The sequence below is a fragment of the Mycobacterium sp. NGS62 genome (assembly GCF_059812285.1).
Genome location: NZ_JCALCK010000004.1, coordinates 403139 through 425471, shown reverse-complemented (window position 1 = coordinate 425471; position 22333 = coordinate 403139). Strand labels below are relative to the sequence as shown.

The 22333-nt window shown below is 67.4% G+C and carries 18 protein-coding genes; 9 read left to right on the top strand and 9 right to left on the bottom strand.

Going from position 1 to position 22333, the window contains the following annotated elements; translation table 11 throughout:
- Nucleotides 1-19 precede the first annotated feature (19 nt).
- Entirely contained in the window at nucleotides 20-1738 is a 1719-nt protein-coding gene (gene ilvD / locus AC5Y49_RS14070; protein WP_499887890.1) for a dihydroxy-acid dehydratase, read from the bottom strand.
- 127 nt (nucleotides 1739-1865) lie between these two features.
- Here ilvD and ricR point away from each other — a divergent pair, with 127 nt between their 5' ends.
- The 3 genes from ricR (at nucleotide 1866) to AC5Y49_RS14055 (ending at nucleotide 4655) form a co-directional block, all read left to right on the top strand.
- Nucleotides 1866-2156, top strand: coding sequence for a copper-sensing transcriptional repressor RicR (gene ricR, locus AC5Y49_RS14065; protein WP_499887888.1), 291 nt, complete (start codon nucleotides 1866-1868; stop codon nucleotides 2154-2156).
- Between the two features lie 107 nt (nucleotides 2157-2263).
- Nucleotides 2264-3496: an MFS transporter gene (locus tag AC5Y49_RS14060; RefSeq protein WP_499888037.1), complete on the top strand. Its 1233-nt coding sequence runs from the start codon at nucleotides 2264-2266 to the stop codon at nucleotides 3494-3496.
- 130 nt (nucleotides 3497-3626) lie between these two features.
- Nucleotides 3627-4655: a L,D-transpeptidase gene (locus tag AC5Y49_RS14055; RefSeq protein ID WP_499887886.1), complete on the top strand. Its 1029-nt coding sequence runs from the start codon at nucleotides 3627-3629 to the stop codon at nucleotides 4653-4655.
- Here AC5Y49_RS14055 and AC5Y49_RS14050 read toward each other — a convergent pair.
- The gene (locus AC5Y49_RS14050; RefSeq protein WP_499887884.1) at nucleotides 4652-6637 is read right to left on the bottom strand and encodes a M13 family metallopeptidase; all 1986 of its coding nucleotides are present in this window, start codon (nucleotides 6635-6637) and stop codon (nucleotides 4652-4654) included. The two genes, AC5Y49_RS14055 and AC5Y49_RS14050, sit on opposite strands and share 4 nt — an antisense overlap.
- Before the next feature lie 66 nt (nucleotides 6638-6703).
- Here AC5Y49_RS14050 and AC5Y49_RS14045 point away from each other — a divergent pair, with 66 nt between their 5' ends.
- Nucleotides 6704-7315 carry a hypothetical protein gene (locus AC5Y49_RS14045; RefSeq protein ID WP_499887882.1) on the top strand — a complete coding sequence of 204 codons (612 nt, stop codon included), beginning with the start codon at nucleotides 6704-6706 and terminating at the stop codon, nucleotides 7313-7315.
- Nucleotides 7312-8001, top strand: coding sequence for a hypothetical protein (locus AC5Y49_RS14040; RefSeq protein WP_499887881.1), 690 nt, complete (start codon nucleotides 7312-7314; stop codon nucleotides 7999-8001). The genes AC5Y49_RS14045 and AC5Y49_RS14040 overlap by 4 nt, the downstream gene beginning before the upstream one ends.
- Before the next feature lie 17 nt (nucleotides 8002-8018).
- Here the strand turns inward: AC5Y49_RS14040 and AC5Y49_RS14035 are convergent, their stop codons facing one another.
- Genes AC5Y49_RS14035 through AC5Y49_RS14025 form a run of 3 tightly spaced genes read right to left on the bottom strand, consistent with a single transcriptional unit; the run spans nucleotide 8019 to nucleotide 11955 of the window.
- On the bottom strand, nucleotides 8019-8438 hold the full coding sequence (locus tag AC5Y49_RS14035; protein WP_499887879.1) for a CoA-binding protein: 420 nt from the start codon (nucleotides 8436-8438) through the stop codon (nucleotides 8019-8021).
- Entirely contained in the window at nucleotides 8438-8971 is a 534-nt protein-coding gene (locus tag AC5Y49_RS14030; protein ID WP_499887877.1) for an XRE family transcriptional regulator, read from the bottom strand. The genes AC5Y49_RS14035 and AC5Y49_RS14030 overlap by 1 nt, the downstream gene beginning before the upstream one ends.
- Nucleotides 8968-11955 carry an MMPL family transporter gene (locus AC5Y49_RS14025; RefSeq protein ID WP_499888035.1) on the bottom strand — a complete coding sequence of 996 codons (2988 nt, stop codon included), beginning with the start codon at nucleotides 11953-11955 and terminating at the stop codon, nucleotides 8968-8970. The genes AC5Y49_RS14030 and AC5Y49_RS14025 overlap by 4 nt, the downstream gene beginning before the upstream one ends.
- A gap of 217 nt (nucleotides 11956-12172) precedes the next feature.
- Between AC5Y49_RS14025 and AC5Y49_RS14020 the strand changes: the two genes are divergently transcribed.
- On the top strand, nucleotides 12173-12712 hold the full coding sequence (locus AC5Y49_RS14020) for a hemophore (RefSeq protein ID WP_499888033.1): 540 nt from the start codon (nucleotides 12173-12175) through the stop codon (nucleotides 12710-12712).
- A 4-nt stretch (nucleotides 12713-12716) separates the two neighbouring features.
- Here AC5Y49_RS14020 and AC5Y49_RS14015 read toward each other — a convergent pair whose 3' ends face one another.
- On the bottom strand, nucleotides 12717-13934 hold the full coding sequence (locus tag AC5Y49_RS14015) for a lysylphosphatidylglycerol synthase transmembrane domain-containing protein (RefSeq protein WP_499887876.1): 1218 nt from the start codon (nucleotides 13932-13934) through the stop codon (nucleotides 12717-12719).
- Nucleotides 13935-14051: 117 nt separating this feature from the next.
- On the opposite strand from AC5Y49_RS14015, the gene AC5Y49_RS14010 reads away from it, so the two are divergent.
- The gene (locus AC5Y49_RS14010) at nucleotides 14052-15191 is read left to right on the top strand and encodes an AI-2E family transporter (RefSeq protein WP_499887875.1); all 1140 of its coding nucleotides are present in this window, start codon (nucleotides 14052-14054) and stop codon (nucleotides 15189-15191) included.
- Here the strand turns inward: AC5Y49_RS14010 and mmpL3 are convergent.
- Genes mmpL3 through trmB form a run of 3 tightly spaced genes read right to left on the bottom strand, consistent with a single transcriptional unit; the run spans nucleotide 15188 to nucleotide 19621 of the window.
- Nucleotides 15188-18097, bottom strand: coding sequence for a trehalose monomycolate exporter MmpL3 (gene mmpL3, locus AC5Y49_RS14005; RefSeq protein ID WP_499887873.1), 2910 nt, complete (start codon nucleotides 18095-18097; stop codon nucleotides 15188-15190). The genes AC5Y49_RS14010 and mmpL3 overlap by 4 nt on opposite strands.
- Before the next feature lie 49 nt (nucleotides 18098-18146).
- On the bottom strand, nucleotides 18147-18848 hold the full coding sequence (locus AC5Y49_RS14000; RefSeq protein ID WP_499887872.1) for an NYN domain-containing protein: 702 nt from the start codon (nucleotides 18846-18848) through the stop codon (nucleotides 18147-18149).
- A complete protein-coding gene (gene trmB, locus AC5Y49_RS13995) occupies nucleotides 18845-19621 on the bottom strand; it encodes a tRNA (guanosine(46)-N7)-methyltransferase TrmB (RefSeq protein ID WP_499888031.1) in 777 nt (258 codons plus the stop codon). The genes AC5Y49_RS14000 and trmB overlap by 4 nt, the downstream gene beginning before the upstream one ends.
- A 196-nt stretch (nucleotides 19622-19817) precedes the next feature.
- Between trmB and AC5Y49_RS13990 the strand changes: the two genes are divergently transcribed.
- Together AC5Y49_RS13990 and AC5Y49_RS13985 are read left to right on the top strand one after the other, a co-directional pair.
- On the top strand, nucleotides 19818-20777 hold the full coding sequence (locus AC5Y49_RS13990; RefSeq protein WP_499887870.1) for a hypothetical protein: 960 nt from the start codon (nucleotides 19818-19820) through the stop codon (nucleotides 20775-20777).
- Nucleotides 20774-22258, top strand: a complete 1485-nt coding sequence (locus tag AC5Y49_RS13985; protein WP_499887868.1) for a hypothetical protein — start codon at nucleotides 20774-20776, stop codon at nucleotides 22256-22258. The genes AC5Y49_RS13990 and AC5Y49_RS13985 overlap by 4 nt, the downstream gene beginning before the upstream one ends.
- Nucleotides 22259-22333 lie beyond the last annotated feature (75 nt).

Here is a 22333-nt window from a genome sequence, read left to right as displayed (position 1 = left end):
GCAAGAGGCAGGAGCGCACTTAGCTGCAGACCGCGCCGATCGCAGCTGAGCCGACCAGCTTGACGTACTTGGCCAATACGCCGGTGGTGTACCGCGGCGGCAGCGGAGTGAAACCGGCACGGCGAGCGGCGAACTCGTCGGCATCGACCAAGACGTCGAGGGTCGCGTTGGCCACGTCGAGCCGGACGCGGTCGCCGTCGCGCAGGAAGGCGATCGGTCCGGCGTCGACGGCCTCGGGGGCGACATGCCCGACGCACAAGCCGGTAGTGCCGCCGGAGAACCGGCCGTCGGTCAGCAACAGCACATCCTTGCCCAGTCCGGCGCCCTTGATGGCGCCAGTGATCGCCAGCATCTCGCGCATTCCGGGGCCGCCCTTGGGGCCCTCGTAGCGGATCACCACCGCGTCGCCCGCGGTGATGGTGCCGTCTTCGAGGGCATCCAGCGCCGCCCGCTCCCGGTCGAAAACCCGTGCGGTGCCCTCGAACACGTCGGAGTCGAAGCCGGCCGACTTGACCACCGCGCCCTCCGGCGCCAGCGATCCGTGCAGGATAGTGATGCCGCCGGTCGGATGGATCGGCTTGTCGAGGGCGCGCAGCACCTTGCCGTCGGGATCCGGCGGCGCGATGTGGGCGAGGTTGTCGGCCACGGTCTTACCGGTCACCGTGAGGCAGTCGCCGTGCAGCAGACCGGCATCCAGCAGCGCCTTCATCATCACCGGCACCCCGCCGATGCGGTCGACGTCGAACATCACATGGCGCCCGAATGGCTTGACGTCGGCCAGGTGCGGCACCTTGGACCCGATGCGGCTGAAGTCGGCCAGCGTCAGCTTGACGCCGGCCTCGTAGGCGATGGCCAGCAGATGCAGCACCGCATTGGTCGAGCCGCCGAAGGCCATCACCACCGCGATCGCGTTCTCGAACGCCTCCTTGGTGAGGATGTCGCGGGCGGTGATGCCGCGGCGCAGCAGTTCGACCACGGCCTGGCCGCTGTGCCGCGCGAAGGCATCCCGGCGGCGGTCGGTCGCCGGCGGCGCCGCGCTGCCGGGCAGTGACATCCCCAGCGCCTCAGCGGCACTGGCCATCGTGTTGGCGGTATACATGCCGCCGCACGCGCCCTCGCCGGGGCAGATGGCACGCTCGATCGCGTCGACGTCTTCGCGGGGCATCAGGCCACGCGCACACGCGCCGACCGCTTCGAAGGCGTCGATGATCGTCACGTCGCGTTCGCTGCCGTCGGACAGCTTGGCCCGCCCGGGCAGGATCGAGCCCGCATAAAGGAACACCGACGCCAGATCCAGTCGGGCAGCGGCCATCAGCATCCCCGGCAGCGACTTGTCACAGCCGGCCAGCAGCACCGAGCCGTCGAGGCGCTCGGCCTGCATCACGGTTTCGACGCTGTCGGCGATCACTTCGCGCGACACCAACGAGAAGTGCATGCCCTCGTGGCCCATCGAAATGCCGTCGGACACCGAAATCGTGCCGAACTCAAGCGGATAGCCGCCCGCGGCGAAGACCCCTTCCTTTACCGCCTTGGCCAGCCGGTCCAGTGACAGGTTGCACGGGGTGATCTCGTTCCACGACGAGGCCACCCCGATCTGGGGTTTGGCGAAGTCGTCGTCGTCCATGCCGACCGCGCGCAACATCCCGCGGGCAGCGGCTTTCTCCAGGCCGTCGGTGACGTCGCGGCTGCGGGGTTTGATGTCCGGGGCGACGGTCGACGGGTCAGTGCTGTGGGCCATTGTCCAAGTATGCTCGTGACCTCATACCCACCCAAATCCTTTTAATACCCTACAGGGGTATAGGGTACTGTGGCGGTATGCCTCGCATGCCTAGATCGAGCAGCTGGCCAAGATGCCGGGAGGGTAGATGACATCCGCGCACGGATATTCGGCACAGAAGGACAACTACGCCAAGCGGCTGCGCCGCATCGAGGGTCAGGTGCGTGGCATCGCGAAGATGATCGATGACGACAAGTACTGCATCGACGTCCTCACTCAGATCAGCGCCGTCAACAGTGCGCTGCGCTCGGTGGCGTTGAACCTGCTGAACGAGCATCTGGGCCACTGCGTCACCCGCGCGGTGGCCGACGGCGGCGACGAGGCCGAGGAGAAGCTCGCCGAAGCTTCTGCCGCGATCGCGCGACTTGTCCGGTCTTGATCCGGGGGCCGCGCCGAATCGCGTGATTGGGTAATCGGCGTGGCGGTAGTGCGTACGGTAGGAGCAGCGCGATCGTGTCCCAGTCGGCCGACGCCACCTCCGACGCCATGACTGCCCAGACCGGAACAACCCGCACCAGACCGTGGACGCCGCGGATCGCAACGCAGTTGACGGTACTGGCCGCGGCGGCGTTCATCTATGTCACTGCCGAAGTCGTGCCGGTAGGCGCCCTACCGGCCATTGCCCGCGACCTGCACGTCAGTTTGGCGCTGGTCGGCACTCTGCTGTCGTGGTACGCGCTGGTGGCCGCATTGACAACGATCCCGCTGGTGCGCTGGACTGCGCACTGGCCGCGCCGGCGGACGCTGCTGTTGACGCTGGTTTGTCTGACCGCGTCCCAGCTCATCTCCGCGCTGGCTCCTAATTTCGCGGTGTTGGCCGGCGGACGCGTGCTTTGCGCGATCACCCACGGGTTGATGTGGTCGGTGATCGCGCCGATCGCGACCCGGCTGGTGCCGCCCAGCCACGCCGGTCGGGCGACGACGGCGATCTACGTCGGCACCAGCCTCGCGCTGGTGGTGGGCAGTCCGTTGACGGCGGCAATGAGCTTGATGTGGGGCTGGCGGTGGGCCGTGGTGTGCATCACCGTGGCTGCGGCGATCGTCACCGCCGCCGCGTGGCTGGTGCTGCCGGAAATGGTGCTGTCCGCCGAACAGCTCGAACGCGTCGGTCCGGCAGCCCGTCACCACCGCAACGGCCGGCTATGGACCGTCAGCTTGCTCACCATGGTCGCAGTCGGCGGCCATTTCATCTCCTACACCTTCATCGTGGTGATCATCCGCGATGTGGTCGGCGTTCCGGGACCGAATCTGGCCTGGGTGCTGGCCATCTACGGTATCGCCGGGCTGGTGGCCGTCCCGGTGGTGGCGCGCCCGCTGGACCGCCGACCCAAGCGCGCCGTCATCATCTGCATGACCGGGTTGGCGGCGGCGTTCGTCGTGCTGACCGTACTCGCCTTTGGCGGGCCAACCGTTGCGGCGACGACGCTGGTGGGGACCGGTGCGATCGTGCTGTGGGGTGCGATGGCGACGGCCGTCTCGCCGATGTTGCAGTCAGCGGCGATGCGCAATGCGGCCGACGACCCCGACGGCGCGTCCGCGCTGTATGTCACGGCGTTTCAGGTCGGCATCATGGCTGGTTCCCTGGCCGGCGGGCTGCTGTATGAACACAGCGTCTCGGTGATGCTGGCCGCGTCGGCGGTCCTGATGGGCGTCGCGCTGGCCGGTATCACGGCGAGCCGGCACCTGTTCGATGTCCCGCTGCCGGCCGAGCGCCGGTAACGTTCCGCCACTACACCGCGATTAACACAGCAGGTCAGCGTCGTGAAGGGGCGCGCGGGGCGGCTGCTGAGCCGGGAGCGGGCCGCTGCGCTGTGCCACACTGGTTGAGATTGTGACTGGAGGTATGCATATGTCGCGACGCACGAGGCGTTTTCTCGTCGCCGCTGCCAGCACGGCCGGAATGGCCGCTGCGCTGGCGCTGGGTAGTGGTTCGGCATGGGCCGACCCCGAACCGCCGCCGCCGCCCGATCCGGCTGCGCTCGATGCTGCGCCCGCCGACGCGCCGCCCCCGCCGCCTTGGGCCGATCCGTTCGCACCGCCGCCGCCAGACGCACCGGCGCCGCCAGCTGCGGACCCGCTCGCGGGCCCGGCGCCGGCCGCTGGGCCGGCACCGGCGGCGGCCCCGTCCGGCCCGGCAGCCGGGCAGAACCCGGAGCCGTTCACCGGCCAGCCGCCGTTCCTGCCGCCGACCTTCACGCCGGTCAGCGGCTCGATGGTGGGGGTGGCCCAGCCGATCATCATCAACTTCCAGCGCCCGATCGCCGACAAGCCGATGGCTGAGCAGGCGATTCACATTTCGTCGACCCCGCCGGTGCCCGGCAAGTTCTACTGGATGACACCCAGCCAAGTGCGCTGGCGGCCGATCAACTTCTGGCCGGCCCACACCAATGTGCACATCGACGCCGCCGGAACCACCTCGGACTTCCACACCGGGGACGCACTGGTGGCAACGGCCGACGACGCCACTCACACAATGACCGTCACCCGCAACGGCACCGTGGAGAAAACCATCCCGATGTCGATGGGCATGGCGGCCGGCGGCCACCACACGGCCAACGGCACCTACTACGTGCTCGACAAGAAAGCCAAGATGGTGATGGATTCCACCACCTACGGGGTGCCGGTCAACTCGTCATACGGCTACAAGGTGGATGTCGAGAACGCCGTCATGTTCGACAACAGCGGTGACTTCGTGCACAGCGCGCCGTGGTCGGTGGCCGATCAGGGCAAGCGAAACGTCAGCCACGGCTGCATCAACATCAGCCCGTCGAATGCCAAGTGGTTCTTCGACAATTTCGGCACCGGTGATCCCATCGTGGTGAAGAACTCCGTCGGTACCTACAACAAGAACGACGGCTCCAACGACTGGCAGCTCTAATTCCAGATGCGGACCCGACGGTCCGGGTCCAGGTACAGCGCATCGCTCTTGTCCACATCAAAGGCGTCGTAGAAGGCGTCGAGGTTGCGGATCACGCCGTTGCAGCGAAACTCCGGCGGGGAATGCGGGTCGATTGCCAGGCGCCGGATCGCTTCGGCCGCACGTGATTTGGCCCGCCATACCTGCGCCCAGCCGAAGAACACCCGCTGCACACCGGTCAGCCCGTCGATCACCGGGGCGGGGCGACCGTCCAGCGACAACTGGTAGGCCAGCAGAGCGATCGACAGCCCGCCCAGATCGCCGATGTTCTCCCCGACGGTGAACGCGCCGTTCACGTGGTGGCCATCGTCGAGCCCACGGGGCGTGTAGACCTCGTACTGCTCGATCAGCGCCTTGGTTCGGGCGCCGAACTCGGTGCGGTCATCGTCGGTCCACCAGTCGACCAGGTTGCCGTCGCCGTCGTACTTGGCGCCCTGGTCGTCGAATCCGTGGCCGATCTCATGGCCGATCACCGCGCCGATGCCGCCGTAGTTGGCCGCGTCGTCGGCGTTGGGGTCGAAGAAAGGCGGCTGCAAAATCCCTGCGGGGAAGACGATCTCGTTCATTCCCGGGTTGTAGTAGGCGTTGACGGTCTGCGGTGTCATGAACCACTCGTCACGATCGACCGGACCGCCAAGCTTGGCCAACTCACGGTCATGGTTGACCGCATAACTGCGGCGGTAGTTGCCGTAGAGGTCGTCGCGGTCGATCACCAGCGTCGAGTAATCGCGCCATTTCTCCGGGTAGCCGACTTTGGGGGTGAACTTGTCCAGCTTTTCCAGCGCGCGTTGCCGGGTCTGCGGCGTCATCCAGTCCAAGTTGGTGATGCTGATTCGATACGCCGCCCGCAGGTTATCCACCAACGCGTCGATGCGAGATTTGGCGTCCGGTGGGAAATGCCGTTGCACGTAGAGCTTTCCGACGGCGTCGCCCAGCAGACCCTCCACCAGCGACACGCCGCGCTTCCAGCGCTCCCGGATTTCCTCGGCCCCGGTCAGTCTGCGGCCGTAGAACGCGAAGTCCTCACGCACCAGCGCATCGGTGAGCAACCCGGCGCGGGAATGAATCAGCCGCCAGCGCGCCCACCGCTTCCAGTCGCCGAATTCCGCGCCGCGCCACAGCTCCGCGAACGCAGTCAGGTAATCCGGTTGGCGCACCACAAGTTCGGTAGCTTGCTCGGGCGTGCTGCCCAGCGCGCCCACCCAGCCGGCCCAACCGAAGCCGGGCGCCTGCGTCTCCAAATCAGCCAACGTGCGCAGGTTGTAGGTCAGCTCGGCGTCGCGCCGCTTGACCACGTCCCAGTGCGCGGCGGCGAGCTTGGTCTCCAGGGCCACGATGCGGGCGGCGGTGTGCGCGTGGTCGCCCGGATCACCGCCGTACACCAACGCGAACATCCGCGCGATGTGATCGGGGTAGGCGGCCAGTAGCTCGGCGTGCTGCTCGTCGCGGTAGTACGACTCGTCGGGCAATCCGATACCGGACTGGGTGAGGTGCATCAGGTAGCGGGCCGAGTTTTTCGAATCGGTGTCGATGTACATGCCGGCCCCGCCACCCGCGCCGGTGCGCTGCAACGCGCCGACGACGGCGGCCAGCGCGTCGGGGTCGGCGGCTTCGTCAATCCTGGCCAACTCGTCGAGCAGCGGTTGCACACCGCGGCGTTGTACCGAGTCCTCGTCGAGAAAGCTGGCGTAGAGGTCGCCGATGCGTTGTTCGTCGGAGCCGGCGGCCGCGCCGGATTCGCCGGCCTCGGCAATCAGATCCCGGACCTGGACCTCTGCCCGGTCGAACAGCGATCGAAAGGCACCGTCGGTGGCGCGGTCGGGTGGGATCCGGTACTCGTCCAGCCAGCGGCCGTTGACGTGACCGAACAGGTCGTCTTGGGGGCGGGCATCGGCGTCGACGTGGCTCAGGTCGATACCTGAGCGGAGGGCTTCTACCGTCACCCCACCATCCTTCCATCTCCAACGGCGGTGGCCGGGCGGCTGCGGGCGCCCGGTAGCCTCACGGCCATGCCCGACGGGGAGCAGACCGAGCCGACGTCCGCCGACGAGACACCCGAACCGTCGGGTGGTCCGGTCTTCTCGGCCTACGGCATCGCATCGGCGGTGCTGGGTGCGCTGTCGGTCGCGGCGATCGTGCTGGGCGTGGTCATCTGGTCTGCGCACCGCAGCGACCTCGATGAACGCAACTACCAGACCCGGGTTATGCGGACAGCCGCGGATTGGGCCGGGGTGCTGATCAACATGCACGCCGACAACGTCGACTCCAGCCTGGAGCGGCTGCACGACGGCACCGTCGGCCAGCTCAACGTCGATTTCGACTCTGCGATCCAGCCCTACCGCCAAGTGGTGCAGAAGCTGCAGACGCGCAGTGTGGGCCAGATCGAGGCGATCGCGATCGAAGCGGTGCGCCACGACCCGGACGCCCAGCCCGGCACCCGCCGGCCGGCTGAACCGCTACCGGCCGGTATGGCCCGCCGCACCGACTCCGTCATGGTGGTCGCCACGTCGGTCAGCGAGAACGCCGGCGGCAAGCCGCGGATCGTGCCCTGGAGTTTGCGGCTGGGCGTCTCTGACGTGGACGGCAAGCTGCTGATCTCACGGCTGGAGTCGATTCGATGAGGAACGCGTGGCGGTTATTGGCGTTTGATGTGGCAGCGCCGGTGGCCGCGATCGCCGCGCTGCTGACGATCGGGGTTGTTCTCGGCTGGCCGCTGTGGTGGGTATCGGCGTGCTCGGTGTTGGTGCTGTTGGTCGTCGAGGGTGTGGTGGTCAATTTTGCTCTGCTGCGCCGAGATTCGGTCACTGTCGGCACCGACGACGCCGGGCCCGGGCTGCGACTGGCTGTGGTAGGCGTATGTGCCGCTGCGCTGGTGGCCGCCGTCGTGGTCGGGTACACCCGCTGGACCGTGCCGGACCGCGACCTCAAACACGACGCGACCGAGGTGGTGGCCGTCGCGACCGGGATGGCCGAGGCGGCGGCGTCATTCGCCCCGGGTGCGCCCAACGCCTCGATCGACCGCGCGACAGCCATGATGGTGCCCGACAAGGCCGGTGCGCTCAAGGAGCAGTACCTGAAGGCCACCGAAGACGTGAAACACCGCAATGTCACTGCGCAGGCGCAGACCCTGTCGGCCGGTGTCGAGGCGCTCGGGCCGTCGCGGGCGGTGGTGGCGGTGATCCTACGGGTGACCCAGAGCGAACCGGGGCAGGAGCCCAGCCGTGCCAGCCGTGCCCTGCAGGTTGCCCTCACCAAGGACAGCGGCCGCTGGCTGGTGCTGGATTGGGGCCCGGTCAACCCCCAATAGTGGCGACCGACGCGGCCTCAGCGCAGCCGCGCGTGCTCGACCATCAGGCAACGGTCCATCACCACTTGCAGCCCGGCGGCTTCGGCTTCGCGGCCCACCTGCTCATGCCACAACCCCTGCTGCAGCCACAGCGTCTTCGGGCGCGGTTGCAGGGCGAGCGTGTCGGCCAGCACCGACGGCAACTCTTCGCGCCGCCGGAAGACGTCGACCATATCGGGTATCACCGGCAGGTCGGCAAGGCGCGGGTAAACGCGGGCGCCGTCGATCTCGGTGATGGTCGGGTTGACCGGGAACACCCGATACTGGCCGGTCGAGATCAAATACGAGTAGATGTCATAGCTTGGCCGGCTGCGGTTGGCCGATGCCCCCACCACCGCGATCGTCTGAGTCTCGGCCAGGATGCGCCGCAGCGCCTCGGCGTCGGGCTGACCGACCATCAGTTGTTTCCGGGGGGACGACGCGAGCGCGCGTTGGCAAACCGGTCGGACAGCCGGCGCATCCGGATCATCAGCGAAGCCGACGGGCTGTCCTCGGCGTCGAGGTAGGCGGCGAACTCGTCGACGGGCACGCCGATGCGCGACGCGAACTCGTTTCGTTCCAGCCCGGAGCGCTCGACCAGCACCAGCATGTGGCGAGCGACTTCCTTACGCTCATTGGCTTCCAGATGAGCGCGGGCACGGTCGAGCACCTCGGCGAGCGCTTTGGAGATCCCGTAGGGGCGCGAGCGCTCCAGCACCTCCTCGACCTGGCGGGCGGTGCGGCCGTACGGGTCGCGTTTAATTGCGACGGCAATCTGCTTCCAGGTGGCGATATCGCCGCTTTCCAGCGCCGAACTGATCGCTGAAGTCGGCCAGAACTCGACCGGCTGATCGGTTTGGGAGGAGCCGCCAGGCGGCTGCGTCACCGGCCCGCGGTCAGCGCCGGACCGACGCGGCGCCGGTCCGGGGCGTCGGTCCGCTGCCAACGTCACCTCGCATCCTCCAGCATGGCTACCGCCACCGACAGGCAGCGCTGTCTGACCTTCTCCCAGTCTGCCTTCCCGTCTGGGTCCGGCCAACCGTCGTCGTCGATGTCGGATGGATGTGGATCCGCGAGCCGACGAACCAACTGGGTGGCGATCCATTCTCGCCTGGACGATTGACAACAGTAGTACCTATCCATCCCGGCCAGCACGACCGCGGCGGTTTCGGGCTCCATCGCGTCGACCAGCTCAGCAAATTCGGCGTAGTCGCGGCTGCTGTTGCGGGACATGATCAGGTAGCCCTTGAAGCGCAGTGTTTCGGCGCCGGTCGGGATTTGTAGGCGGTCGCCGGTGGGGAGCTGCACGTGGGTGGTTTCGACCGGGCTGCGCCGCTCGCACACCAACTGTTCGACATCGCTCTCGGAGGCCTCGGTTTGCAGCGCGTCGAGCGCCACCGAGAGCCGGCCGCGCCATAACGTGACCGGGTGCACCGGGCGCACCGTCCGCGGTGCTGCCCGGTTGCCGTTGCGATAAGCCAGACCGCCGACGAATTTGCGGGCCATCGATCCACCGTTGCCGGCGGCCGCGGTGACCAGAGCGGTCCGGTTGGCGGAGGCGTCGTCGCCGCCCTTGACTCGCCCGCGAAACTCGCCGCCGCGTCCGCTGCCGGTGAAAGCCAGCGGGTCGGCCACGCAGATCGCGTCGGGGGCAAGGTTCTTCAGTTTGGCCGCAGACTTGAGCACCACGCGCAGGTCGGCGCCGGGCACCACCGGCGCGGAGATGTCGTCGGGGATCATCACGACATCGCCCAGATCCACTGTCGGCAGCGGCTTTTCGAAGTCGACCGAGGGCAGGATGCGGTGCAGCCAGGCTGGCAGCCACCAGTTCCACTGGTCGAACATCGCCATCAGCGCCGGGACCATCACCAGTCGCACCACTGTGGCGTCCACCGCAATCGCAACCGCGCACGCCACTCCGATTTCGGCGACCAGCGGCATGCCGGCGAACGCGAAACCGATGAACACCGCGATCATGATCAGCGCCGCGCTGGTGATGGTCCGCGCGCTGGTGCTCACTCCGTAGGCCACCGCGTCGTGGGTGTTGCCGGTCTGCAGGAAGCGTTCCCGGATCCGGGTCAGCAGGAAGATCTCGTAGTCCATCGACAAACCGAAGGTCATCGCCAGGACCAGGGGCGGAACGGTGCTGTCGATCGAGGTGATCGGTGTGAAGCCGAGCTTCTCGAGCCACCCCCACTGGAAAACCATCACCAGGCTGCCGTAGGCGGCCGCCACCGACAGCACGGTCATCAGCACGCCTTTGAATGCCAACAGCACCGATTGGATCGAGACCAGCAGCATCACAAACGCGATCAGCGCGACGAACAGCAGTACCAGCGGCTGGGTCTTCGACACCTGGTCGTCGAAGTCTTTGATCAGCGCCGTCGGCCCGCCGACGTCCACCTGTGCCGAGCCGACCTCCGGCAGGCCGGGTAGGTGGGCGCGCATCCAGTCGACGGTGTTGCGGGCGGCCAGATTCTCCGGGTCGACCGACAACACGGCAGCCAACATCGCGCTGCTGTTGTTGTCGGCGAACACCGGTGGCGCCACTGTGACGATCTCGGGGGCCCGGGCGATCTCGTGTCGGATCGCCGCGAGTGCCTGGCTGTGGTCCGGCGAGGACGCGTCGCCGTTGGGGAAGGTCACCAGCACTTGCACCGGACCCAGCGCGCCGGGACCGAGCGCCTCGGCCGCCCCGGCGACGCCGGCGCGGATCTCGTGCGACGAGTCGAACTGTCGCAGCAGGCTGTTACCCAGAACCATCGACAGCGCCGGCACCGCCATCGCGACCATGACTGCCGAGGCGGCCAACGCTGACGCCCACGGCCGGCGCATCACCCACCCGATCCAGTGCGTCCAGAACCGCGACACCGTGGTCTCGGGCCGCCGCGACCAGTGCAGCGCCGCGGATCGCTTGGCGGCCGCCCGCCCGAATGTCGCCAGCACCGCCGGCGTCATCGTGGTCGAGGTCAGCATCGCCACCGCAACCGCAAGGATGGCGCCCGTGGCCATCGACGCCAGGGCCGGGGTGTCGATCAGGTAGATCCCGGTCAAGGAGGCGATGACCGTCATCCCGGACAACACCACCGCCAGCCCCGAGGTGCCCATCGCCGCGTCAACGGCCTCCTGCGGCTGACGTCCGGCCCGCAGTTCCTCGCGGAACCGCATCAAGATGAAAAGGGAGTAGTCGACGGCTAGCGCGATGCCGAACATCGACACCGTCGAGGTGACGAACACCGACATCGTGGTGTAGGCCGACAGCAGGTAGACCAGACCCATCGTGATGGCGACCGTGCAGATGCCCAGTGCCAGCGGGATCGCCGCGGCGGCAAGCGAACCGAACACCGCGAGCAGCACGATCAGGATAATCGGCAAGTTCCATCGCTCGGCGGCGGCGATGTCGTGTTTGGTGTTGGCCGCCGCGGCCGTGCTGAGCGCACCCTGACCGATGACATAGAGCCGCACCCGGCCGTTCTCGATCTGTCCGGGCCGGTCACCGTGCACACCGACTTTCGTGCGCAGCTTCTTGGCGGCGTCGCTTGCGCTCGCGCCGGTGTTGTTGGAGTCCAGCCGCAGCGACACCACATAGGGACGGTCCGGCTGCGGCGCCCGCTGGGTGGGGTTGGGCACGATCACCACGTCGGCCACCTCACCGGCAACCCGCTTGAGCATCGCGGCGGCGTCGTTCATGTCCTGGTAGCCGGCGTCCGCGCGCGGTGCGGCCACCAGCGCCAGCGACGATGCGCCCTGGTCAGGGTAATGCGCCTCGAGTTCGTCATGGACGCTCAACGACTGCGAGCCGGCCACCTCGAAGCCGCCGCCGGTGAGGTGACCCGATTCGGTCACCGTCAGATAGATCGCGGGTATCAGCGCCAGCAGCCAACCCGTGAAGACCAACCAGCGGAATCGGCGCAGGTTACTGCTGAGGCGCATTATGAATTGCTGGATTTCTTGTCTCCCCGCATTCTCCCGCGTTGCGTGCAGGCGAGCCTACCGCAGCATGGGGTAATGTTTTGCGGCTTGGCGGTCTCTGAGCAGCAACAACTCGGCAACGGGGCGCCGATCCACAGCAGCCTCTCAGCGGTGTGAATTGGCCGGGTCGCTGCACCCGATGGCAGGATGTCCGGTGATCGCCGACGTCGAGGAGTTATCGATGAGTTTCCTGTCCGGGAGCACACCGCGCCGCAGCCTGCTGGGCGTGCTGGCCGCCACTGCGCTGGGCGGCACCGCGGCGCTGTCGTTGGCTGCGCCGTGGGCGGTCGGTGCCTCGGATCCCTGCGCTGCCAGCGAGATGGCGCGGACAGTCAGCTCCGTGGCGAAGTCGGCTGGTGACTATCTGGATTCACACCCGGAGACCAACCAGGCGATGACCGCGATCATGCAGCAGCCGGCCGGACCCCAATCGGTCGCGTCGCTGAAGACCTACTTCGAAGCCAACCCCAAGGTGGCCGGCGATTTGACGGCGATCTCGCAGCCGCTTACCGGCTTGTCGACCCGGTGCAAGCTGCCGATTTCGATCCCTCAGGTGCTCGGCGCCATGCAAGCTGCGCAGGGTGGGCTTCCGGGTGGGCTGCCCGGTGGGTTGCCGGGAGGTGCAGCAGCGCAGGCGGTCGCCGGGATGCAGGGCACGGTTCCGGCGGCGACGGGACCGCTTCCGGGTCCGCCCCCGGCGTCGTCAACCCCGGGCAGGTAGGCGCTCAGCCCTCGTTTCGCACCGATTTATTGGCGTGCTGCTCCAGCGGGGGCAGCGGGCCTTGCAGTGCGTTGTCGGACGGATCGGTGGGAGAGGTTCCGTTTTGCGGTGTTGCTGGCCCCGTGTGAGCCTGAGCGTCGGGTGTGGTCTCGGTTTCGGCGTTCGTTTCCAAAGCGTCAGGGTCGGCCTCGTTCTCGGTGCGGAACATGAAGAAGAACGCCACCCAGCCGATTGCGGCCAGCAACAACCAGCTGATCAGCCGGTAGATCAGCATCGCCGAGATCGCGGTGGGCAGCGTCATGCCGCTCGATACCAGCCCGGGCACCAGAACCGCTTCGACCACCAACAGCCCACCGGGCAGCAGCGGTATGGTGCCGACCGCGCGGGCCGCGGCGTAGGCGACGGTTAGCCCGGCCACCGAGGCATTGCCGCCGGCGGCGTAGGCGGCGAAGCCCAGACAGGCCACGTCGGCGATCCAGTTGAACAGCGACCAACCGAACGCCAGGGAAAGGTCGCGGCGGCCCAGACTGACCGATTCCAACTGGTGCAGCGTCTCGCGCCACTTGGCCACGCCGGTGTCGGCCGGCTTGCCGCGCGCCGAGTTGATCCAGGACAACACCCGGACGCCGATGCCGTCGATTAGTTCCGGCCGCGATGCCACCGCCTGGGCGAGCAGCAACAAGGCGACGAAGCCGCCGAGCGTGAACAGCAACGAGAACGGGTTGTTCTTCGCGCCCAGGAAGAAGGCGCCGCCCAGACCGAGCAGCGCCAGCCCCACTGCCTGCAGTACACCCGACATCACCAGCTGCCATGACGCCACTACCGTCGAAGCCCCCCAAAGCCGTTGCTGCCGTAGCAAAAACGTGGCCGACAGCACCGGTCCACCGGGCAGTGTGGTGCTCAGCGAGTTGGCGGCGTAGAACGCGGCTTCCGACCGCCATTGTTTGACGTGCACGCCGGCGGATTTCAGCAGCGTGCGTTGGATCTGGGCGAAGCTGTGCATCGAGGCGCCGGCTGCGATCGCGGCGGCCAGCAGCCACCACCACTTCGCTGTGTAAAGGCTCTTCCACGCCTTGGCCAACTGGTCCCAGACCAGCACCACCTCGACGGCGAGCACGATCGCGACGATGCCCAGGACAACCCAACGAAGCCACCAATACTTGCCGTGGGCTGGTAGTTCCTGCTGACCGTCGACGGTGTTGGACGGTGCGTCGTGCGACACGTGGTTTAGGGTAGCCGCGCAGGTGGCGCCATGTTCGCCGCCGCGGCGCGCCGTGTCGCCTTCGGCACCGGTTTGTTAGCCGGTTGGTGCGGTGGATCGACGGTTACGCTTACCGGCATGCCGTCAATCGACGACTCGGTTGAACCCCTCGTCCGCAAAACAGCGGCCTGGGCCTGGCGATTATTGGTCATCTTGGCCGCTGCTGTTGCGTTCCTCTGGGTCGTCAAAAAGCTGGAAATCATCGTCGTCCCGGTGCTGCTGGCGTTGATGCTCAGCGCTCTGCTGGTGCCGGCGGTGGATTGGATGGACCGTCGGCGCGTGCCACGCGGCCTCGCAGTGACGCTGGTGTTGTTGAGCGGCTTTGCGATTCTGGGCGGCATTCTGTCGTTCGTCATCACCCAGTTCGTCATCGGATTGCCGGACCTGATCAACCGGGTCACGCAAAGCATCGATTCCACCCGCAAATGGCTGATCGAAGGCCCGTTGCATGTGAGCCGTCAGCAGATCGACAACGCGGGTAACACCGCGATCGAGGCGCTGCAGAACAACCAGGCGAAGCTGACCAGCGGTGCCCTGGCCACGGCGGCAACCCTCACCGAGATCGTCACCGCCGGGCTGATGATGCTGTTCACGCTGATCTTCTTCCTCTACGGCGGTCGCAACATCTGGGAGTACGTCACCAAGATCTTTCCCGTCAACGCGCGAGAACGGGTGCGCGAGGCAGGCCGGGCTGGATACGGGTCGCTGATCGGTTACGTACGCGGCACCTCGCTGGTGGCGTTGGTCGACGCGGCGGGCGTGGGCATCGGGCTGGCGATCCTGGGTGTGCCGCTGGCCCTGCCGCTGGCCTCGCTGGTGTTCCTCGGCGCCTTCATCCCGCTGATCGGTGCGGTCATCAGTGGCTTTCTGGCCGTGGTGGTGGCGCTGCTCGCAAAGGGATTCGTCTACGCGCTGATCACTTTGGGCATCATCGTCGGGGTCAACCAGCTCGAGGCGCACATCCTGCAGCCGCTGGTGATGGGGCGGGCGGTAGCGATCCATCCGCTGGCGATCGTGTTGGCGATCTCGACCGGCGGGGTGCTGGCCGGGATCGTCGGCGCGCTGCTGTCCGTCCCGACGGTGGCGTTCCTCAATAACGCGTTCAAAGTGCTGCTCGCCCAGGAACCGTCGGAGGAGGCCGAGGAGCTCGCCGAAAACGGCGAGGCCATCATCGAGGCCGAACCCGACGACGTCGAAGCCGAGCCAGCGTCGGGCTAAAACCTTCCTTCACGGCGCAGCAGATCCTGCGCGCTGAGGCCGCCGCCACGGCGTCGGGGCCGTTCGGTGTTGGAAGAATCCGCACCGCGAGAATTCAGCTTCTCGGTTGCCGCGTCGGAATCGCTGTCATCCGACGGCGCGATTGGGATGGCGGTCGTCGTGTCACCCTCGTCGGAGGATGCCTCCTCGGCGGGTCGGTCCGGCGGCACCGGTGTGGCATTGGCCGTGTCGCGCGAATCGGCTTGCTGTTCACCTTGTTTCGGGCCACGCAGCTCGCTGAGCCAGGACTCGATCTCGCGATCTCCCGCACCGGCGGGCGGTTCGCCCGTTGCAGGTTGACCGCTCGACGCGGGTGGGCGGTCGCCGCCGCGGGTGGGAGCGGGTGCGGCATCTCTGGGCTTGGGGATGCGAGTCGTCGCCGGCTCGTCTGAGTTGTCGGGCTCCGGAACCCGCATCCGGGTGGTACCGGCAGTCGACGGCGCCTCCGGAACCGGCGGCCGATGATCCGGCCGAACGGGCGGACGCCGACGGGCAGGTCCTTCCACCGGGTGGGTGGGATCGTGCGGCGGTCGAGGTTTTGCGGCAGCCGGGACGAGCGCCGCGACGGGAGTCTGCTGGGGTCGACGAGTCGGCCGTTTCCGCTCGGCGGGCAGGTGGATCTCGCCGAGCCCCAGGCGGTTCTGCAGCCGCTTCATCCAGCGCGGCGCCCACCAACAGTCGTCGCCGAGCAACTTCATCACCGCCGGCACCAGGAACATCCGCACCACGGTTGCGTCCAGCAACAGTGCCGCCACCAAGCCGAACGCCAGGTATTTCATCATCACCAGGTCGGAGAACACGAACGAGCCGGCGACCACGGCCATGATCAGCGCCGCCGCGGTGATCAGCCGTCCCGTGGTGGCCGTGCCGATCCGGATCGCCTCCGAAGTGGACATCCCGGATTCCCGCGCCTCCACCATCCGGGAGACCAGGAACACCTCGTAGTCGGTGGCCAAGCCCCAGCCCACCGCGACCACCAGCGCGATGATGATCACCATCAACGGCGTCGGGGTGAAGTTCAGCAACCCCGCACCGTGCCCGTCGACAAAGATCCACGTCAAGATGCCCAGCGTGGACCCGAGCGTCAACGCGCTCATCACCGTGGCCTTGAGCGGCAGCACCACCGACCCGAACGCCAGGAACATCAACAGGGTGGTGGTGGTCAGCAGGATCACCAGCATCAGCGGACCCTTGGCGGACAAGGCGTGGATGCTGTCCTGCTCGAGCGCGGGGGTGCCGCCGACCAGGAGCTTGAGCCCCTTGGGGGCAGGGATCGCCCGCAGGTCCTTGATCTTCTGCGCGGCGTCGTTGCGGGTGATCAGGCCGTTTTCGATCACCCGCACCGACTTGTCCTTCGACGCGCCCGGCAGCTCGGGGCGTTCCTTCCACATGTCGGCCGGATTGTTGTCGGGCTTGACGAACCCGCTGATCGCCATCGCCTTGTTGCGGACGTCGGCGACCTGCTGGTTGGTGACGTCCTTGTGGTTCTCGGATTCGATCACCAGCGTCAGCTTCTCGGTCCGGAAGCCGGGGAAGATCTTGTCGAACTGCTCTTGGGCCACGCGGGCGGAGTTGTCCGGTGGCAGGTACTTCTCGCTCATACCGCCGAAGGACAGCTTGCCCAACGGGATGATCAACAGGATCATCGCGACCACGATCGGGACGGCGAACGCCAGCGGCCGCTTCATCACGATGTTGACCAGCTTGCCCCAGAACTCGCCCTCGACTTCCTCGCGCGTCTTGGTCTTCTGGGTCTTGTCCGCCAAGAAGTTCAGCCACCAGTTCATCGGCTTCCAGTTACGGAAGAACGGCACCCGCAACAGGGTTCGCACCCCGAGCGCGTCGACATGGGGGCCCAGCACGCCCAGGCAGGCCGGCAGCAACGTGATCGACAGCAGCGCCGCCAGCCCCACCGCCGCGAAGATGGCGTAGGTCAGCCCCTTCACGAAGGCCTGCGGCATCACCAGCAGGGCGGCGCCCGAGACGATGATCACCACCGCGGAGAACACCACGGTACGACCGGCCGTCATCACACTGCGCCGCACCGCGGCCTCGGTGTCGTAGCCTTCGGCGATCTCCTCGCGGAAGCGGCTCACCATGAACAGCCCGTAGTCGATGGCGAGAGCCAAACCGACCATGCTGATGACCGGCTGGGCGAAGAAGTTCACCGGCCCGAACAGGGTGACCAACCGTAGGATGCCCGTCGCCCCCGCGATGCTCAAACCGCCGACCATCACCGGCAGGCCGGCGGCGACCACCCCGCCGAACACGAAGAACAGCACCACCGCCACCAGTGGCAGCGCCAGGACCTCCATCCGCGTCTGGTCGGTGGCGATGGTGCCGGTCAATGCGTCGGCGATCGGTTGCAAACCGGCCAGTTTGACCGTGCCGCCGTCGAGCTTTTGCAGGCTCGGCTCGACGGCCTGGTAGTTCTTCAGGATGGTGTCGTCGTCGTCGCCCTTGAGCTGAATGGACGCGAAGGCATGCTGTTTGTCGGGGTCGGCCATGTTATGCAGCGCCTCGGGGTTGGTGAAGTACCCCACCCAACTGAGCACCTGGTCCGGGTGGTCGCTTTTGACCTTGTTGAGCCCGTTTTTGATGCTGTCGAACCACTGCTTGTCGTCGACGGTCTTACCCTTGGGCGCGGTGAAGACGGCAACAACGTGGCTGGTGCGGTCGCGCCCGTACGCTTCGTCGCCGTGGATTGACGCCTGCACCGACTGGCTGCCCTCGTCGTAGAACCCGCTCTGGGTGACGTGCTTACCGAGGCTCATCCCGAAGATGCCGCCGCCGAGGCACAACGCCACCATGACCCCGATTACGATGAATCGGTAGCGGTAGACAGTTCGTCCCCACCAGGCGAACACGTAAGCTCCTTACTGGATCTGTGGCGACCCGCGCATTGCTTTTGAGTTGTCACACACGCGAGGTCAATAGCGACGACAGCGGCCGGAACGGCTGCAGCCACGCTCCCTGTTCAGGCAGCGAATCCAGTCCGATTCGCGGTAGCGACTCCCGGAAAACACCAGGTATGTCCTCCAGGTCGACGAACTCCAAGGTATCCGACGCTAACGCCCAACTCGCATGTTCGCGAAATCCGAGCACTTGAACCGGAACCCCGTCGCGGGCGATCTCTTCCAGCGGCTGGCGGAAGGCTTGGCCGTCCGCGGAGGCCACCATCAGTGCCGCCAGCCCCTCGCCGCGGCGCTGCGCAATGTGGTGGAGCATGTCGCTGTCGACGTCGCTGTCCTCGTCGATCTTCGGCTTGGCGAAGACGGCGAACCCCACGTTGCGCAGCGCATCGACCCATGGCCGGACCACTTCGGCGCTGCCCGGCGCGATATTGGTGAAGACGGTGGCTTCGGGTTCAGCCGAGCCGTCCTGACCGCCGGCGGTCACATCGGCGGTGCGGGAGAGTAACCAACGGCCGAGCGCGTCGAAACGGGGCCGTTCCAGTGCAGTGGGCCGGCGGCCCAAGATGGACCCCAGGCCCATGTCCAGGTTGGGTGCATCCCACACCAGCAGCACCCGCGATGCGGCCGGTGCCACGCCGCCGATGTCACCGCCCGGTGTGGCCGGATCAGGTGTCTGGGTGCCGGCTTGTTCCGTCACGCTCATGGTTGGCGTCTTTCCCAGAGCAACTCGGTCACGGCGCTGCCGACGTCGCGGGCCTTGGTCTCGTATTTGGTGATCGGCCGAACAACCGAGATCGGCAGTCCCGGGGCGTCGGGACTCAGCCGGTGCAGCCGTGGTTCGGCGTCGCCGACCTCGGCGATCTGCTCGGCGTAGCCGGCGTGGTCGGTCGCGGCGTGCAACACGCCGCCCGAACGCAGTCGATCGGTGATCAGGGCCACAGTGGCCGGTTGCAGCAGCCGGCGCTTGTGGTGGCGGGCCTTAGGCCACGGATCCGGGAAGAACACCCGCACCCCGGTGAGCGCGGCAGGGGCAATGAGATGGTCGAGCACGTCGACGGCGTCTCCGCGGATCAATCGGATGTTGGTGACGTTCTCGCGTTCGATGGCACTCAACAGCTGCGCCAAGCCACGGCGGTACACCTCGACTGCGATCACATCGACGTCCGGCTCGGCCTGTGCCATCGCCAGCGTGGAAGTCCCAGTGCCGCAACCGATCTCCAGAACCACCGGGGCTTCACGTCCGAACCAGGCGCCGACGTCCAGTTGTGCGGCCGGGCCGTCTGGGCCGCGGGCGGCCATGCCGAGTTCCGGCCAGAGCCGCTCCCAGGTCCGCTGCTGGGCGTTGCTGAGGGCCGAACGCCGGGTGCGAAAACTGGTCGTGCGGGGATAGTTGCCGGTCGTGCGCTGCGCTGACACCGCCGTATCGGGGCGTGCCTCTACCCCGGGCTGTGCATGCATTTGTCCATGGTTACCCATAAACCCATCAGGTAGCCGCCCGTGGTGCAGATTGATACCCAACAGTTGCCTTTTACGCTGGCGGGTGGCTCGCGGGCCGGCGAGGCAGATGCCACCATTCGATAGGTCCTGCTCGCCGGTTCCTCACCCCCGCGCGGCCAGAATGGCAGGCCGGGTAACCGGCGAGCAACCAGACAATCTGATGTAGCAGGCGGACATGATCGGACAGCGGTACCGGGATTTCGTCGACGAGCTGGCGCGATACACCGCCCAGACCGACGACGAACGCTGCGCGGGAATCGCCGAGCGGCTCAACGCGCCGGTGCGAGTAGTTGTCTGCGGGCGCCGCGGTGTGGGTCGCCGGACTGTCGCGCGGGCCCTCACCCGCGCCGGTATCGCGGTGACACAGTCGCAGGATGATGCGGACCTACAGGTCTACGTCATCGCCGAAGTGGTCAAACCCGAGGATCGCGCCGCCGTCGCGGCCACGCGCCGGCCGCTGCTGGCGGTGTTGAACAAGGCCGACATCGCAGCCGGACCCACCGCTGCGCTGGGAGTACCTGTCGAGCCCATGGTGGCAGTGCTGGCCGTCGCCGTACTCGACGGCCTGCTGGACGACACGATGTGGGCCGCGCTGCGGCTGTTGGCCAGCGAGCCGGCCGACGTGGGTTCTGCGGACAGTTTCCTGGCCGCCGCCCACCCGCTGCCGATGCAGGTTCGGCGGCGGCTGCTGGACACGCTCGACCTCTTCGGCGTCATCCGGGCGACCGCCGCCCTCAACTCCGGAGCACCCACGGCGTCGGTCCAGGCCAGCCTGCGCCGGCTGAGCCGCATCGACACCGTCGTCGGCGCCATCACGGCCGCCGGCGCCGAGGTGCGGTATCAGCGGCTGCTCGACGCCATCGCCGGCCTGGCAGCGATGGCCGTCACCGACTCGTCGGTTGCTGCGTTTTTGGCCCGCGATGAGACGGTGATCGCCCGGATGGCCGCCGCAGCCGATGTCATCGAGGCGGCCGGACTGCACGTCGACCGGTGCGACAGCCCCGCAGCGCATCTGCAGCGCGCGGTGCGCTGGCAACGGTACGGCCGGGGGCCGGTGACGAGCCTGCACCGCGCCTGTGGCGCGGACATCGCCAAGGGGTCGTTGCGGCTGTGGTCGCAGGCTGGGCGCTTATGACCCGCGACCCGGTTGTCGAGGTGGATGCATTGGTGAATGCCATCGGTCCACGGCTGACCGCACCTGTCGTTCAGCGCCGTGATGCCGTGCTGGTCACCGGTCCGTGGCTCGCCGGCGTCAGCGGCGTGCTCGCCGCGCTGCGCCAACGGTTGCCTCGGCACACATTTGTCGAGTCCGCGGACCTGACGGCGGGGGAGGCGCCCACGGCCGTGGTGTTCGTGGTGTCCGCGGCCGCCGCGTTGACCGGATCCGACTGTGCACTGCTTGATGCCGCGGCGGCCGACGCCGACGTCGTGATCGCCGTGGTGTCCAAGATCGACCGGCACCGCAACTGGCGCGAGACGCTGGCCGGCAACCGCGACGCGTTGGCGAAGCACGCGCCGCGCTACCGCCGGGTGCCTTGGGTGGGAGCGGCCGCCGCGCCGGAATGCGGTGCTGCACGCGTTGACGAGCTGGTTGCCGCGGTCGACGAGCAACTTGCCGCGTCGGATATCGCGCGACGAAACCGGTTGCGGGCCTGGGAATCCCGGTTACAGACGGTCGCCCGCCGGTATGACCGGGAGGTCGACGGCGCGGGTCGGCGCGCGCGCGTCGACAACCTGCGCGAGCAGCGCAACACGCTGCTGCGGGAACGGCGGCTGACCAAATCCGAGCGCAGCATCGCGCTGCGCAGCCAGACTCAACAGGCCCGCGTCCAGCTGGCCTATTTCGCCCGCAACCGCTGCGCGTCGGTGCGTTCCGAACTGCAGGAGGATGCGGCCGGGCTGACCCGGCGCAAACTGCCCGAGTTCGAGGCCTATGCCCGCGGCCGCATCGAAGAGGTGGTTACCGAAGTTGACGAGGGCATCACGACGCATCTGGCCGATGTGGCGCACGTGCTGAAGCTGGCCGTGGAACCGCCGCCCGGTGCGCTGCCCGAGATCGACATACCGGCGCCGCCGTTGAAGTCGCGGCGGCTGGAAACCCGGCTGATGCTGCTGTTGGGCGCCGGCTTCGGGTTGGGGGTGGCGCTGACGCTGAGCCGGCTGCTGGTCGACTTGGCTCCGGGCCTGACCGCCGCCAGCGCCGTCGGCTGTGTGGTGGTCGGACTGGCGGTAACGGTTCTGGTGGTGGGCACTCGTGGCCTGCTGGCCGATCGCGCGGTGCTCGACCGCTGGATCGGCGAGGCGACGGGTTCGCTGCGGTCCGGGGTCGAGCAGTTGGTCGCTACCCGGGTCGTGGCTGCCGAATCCGCGCTGAGCGCCGCGCTCAGTAAGCACGACGAGGCGGAAGGTGCGCGGCTGGCCGATCAGATCGGCGGCATCGACGCCGAACTGCGCGAGCATGCCGTCGTCGCGGCGAGGGCCGCCGCCCTGCGGGACCGGGAAATGCCGACGCTGCGGGCCGCGCTTGAAGCCATCCGCGACGAACTGGGTGACCCGCATCAGATGCCGGCGGAGACGGTGTCCGTGCCCACAGCTGTGGCAGATGAGGCGATCTGAATCGTTCCCGTGAGCTAGCTGATACACGCCCGCGCCATTTTGGGTATACGGCCCGCGATAACCTGTATTAAGGAC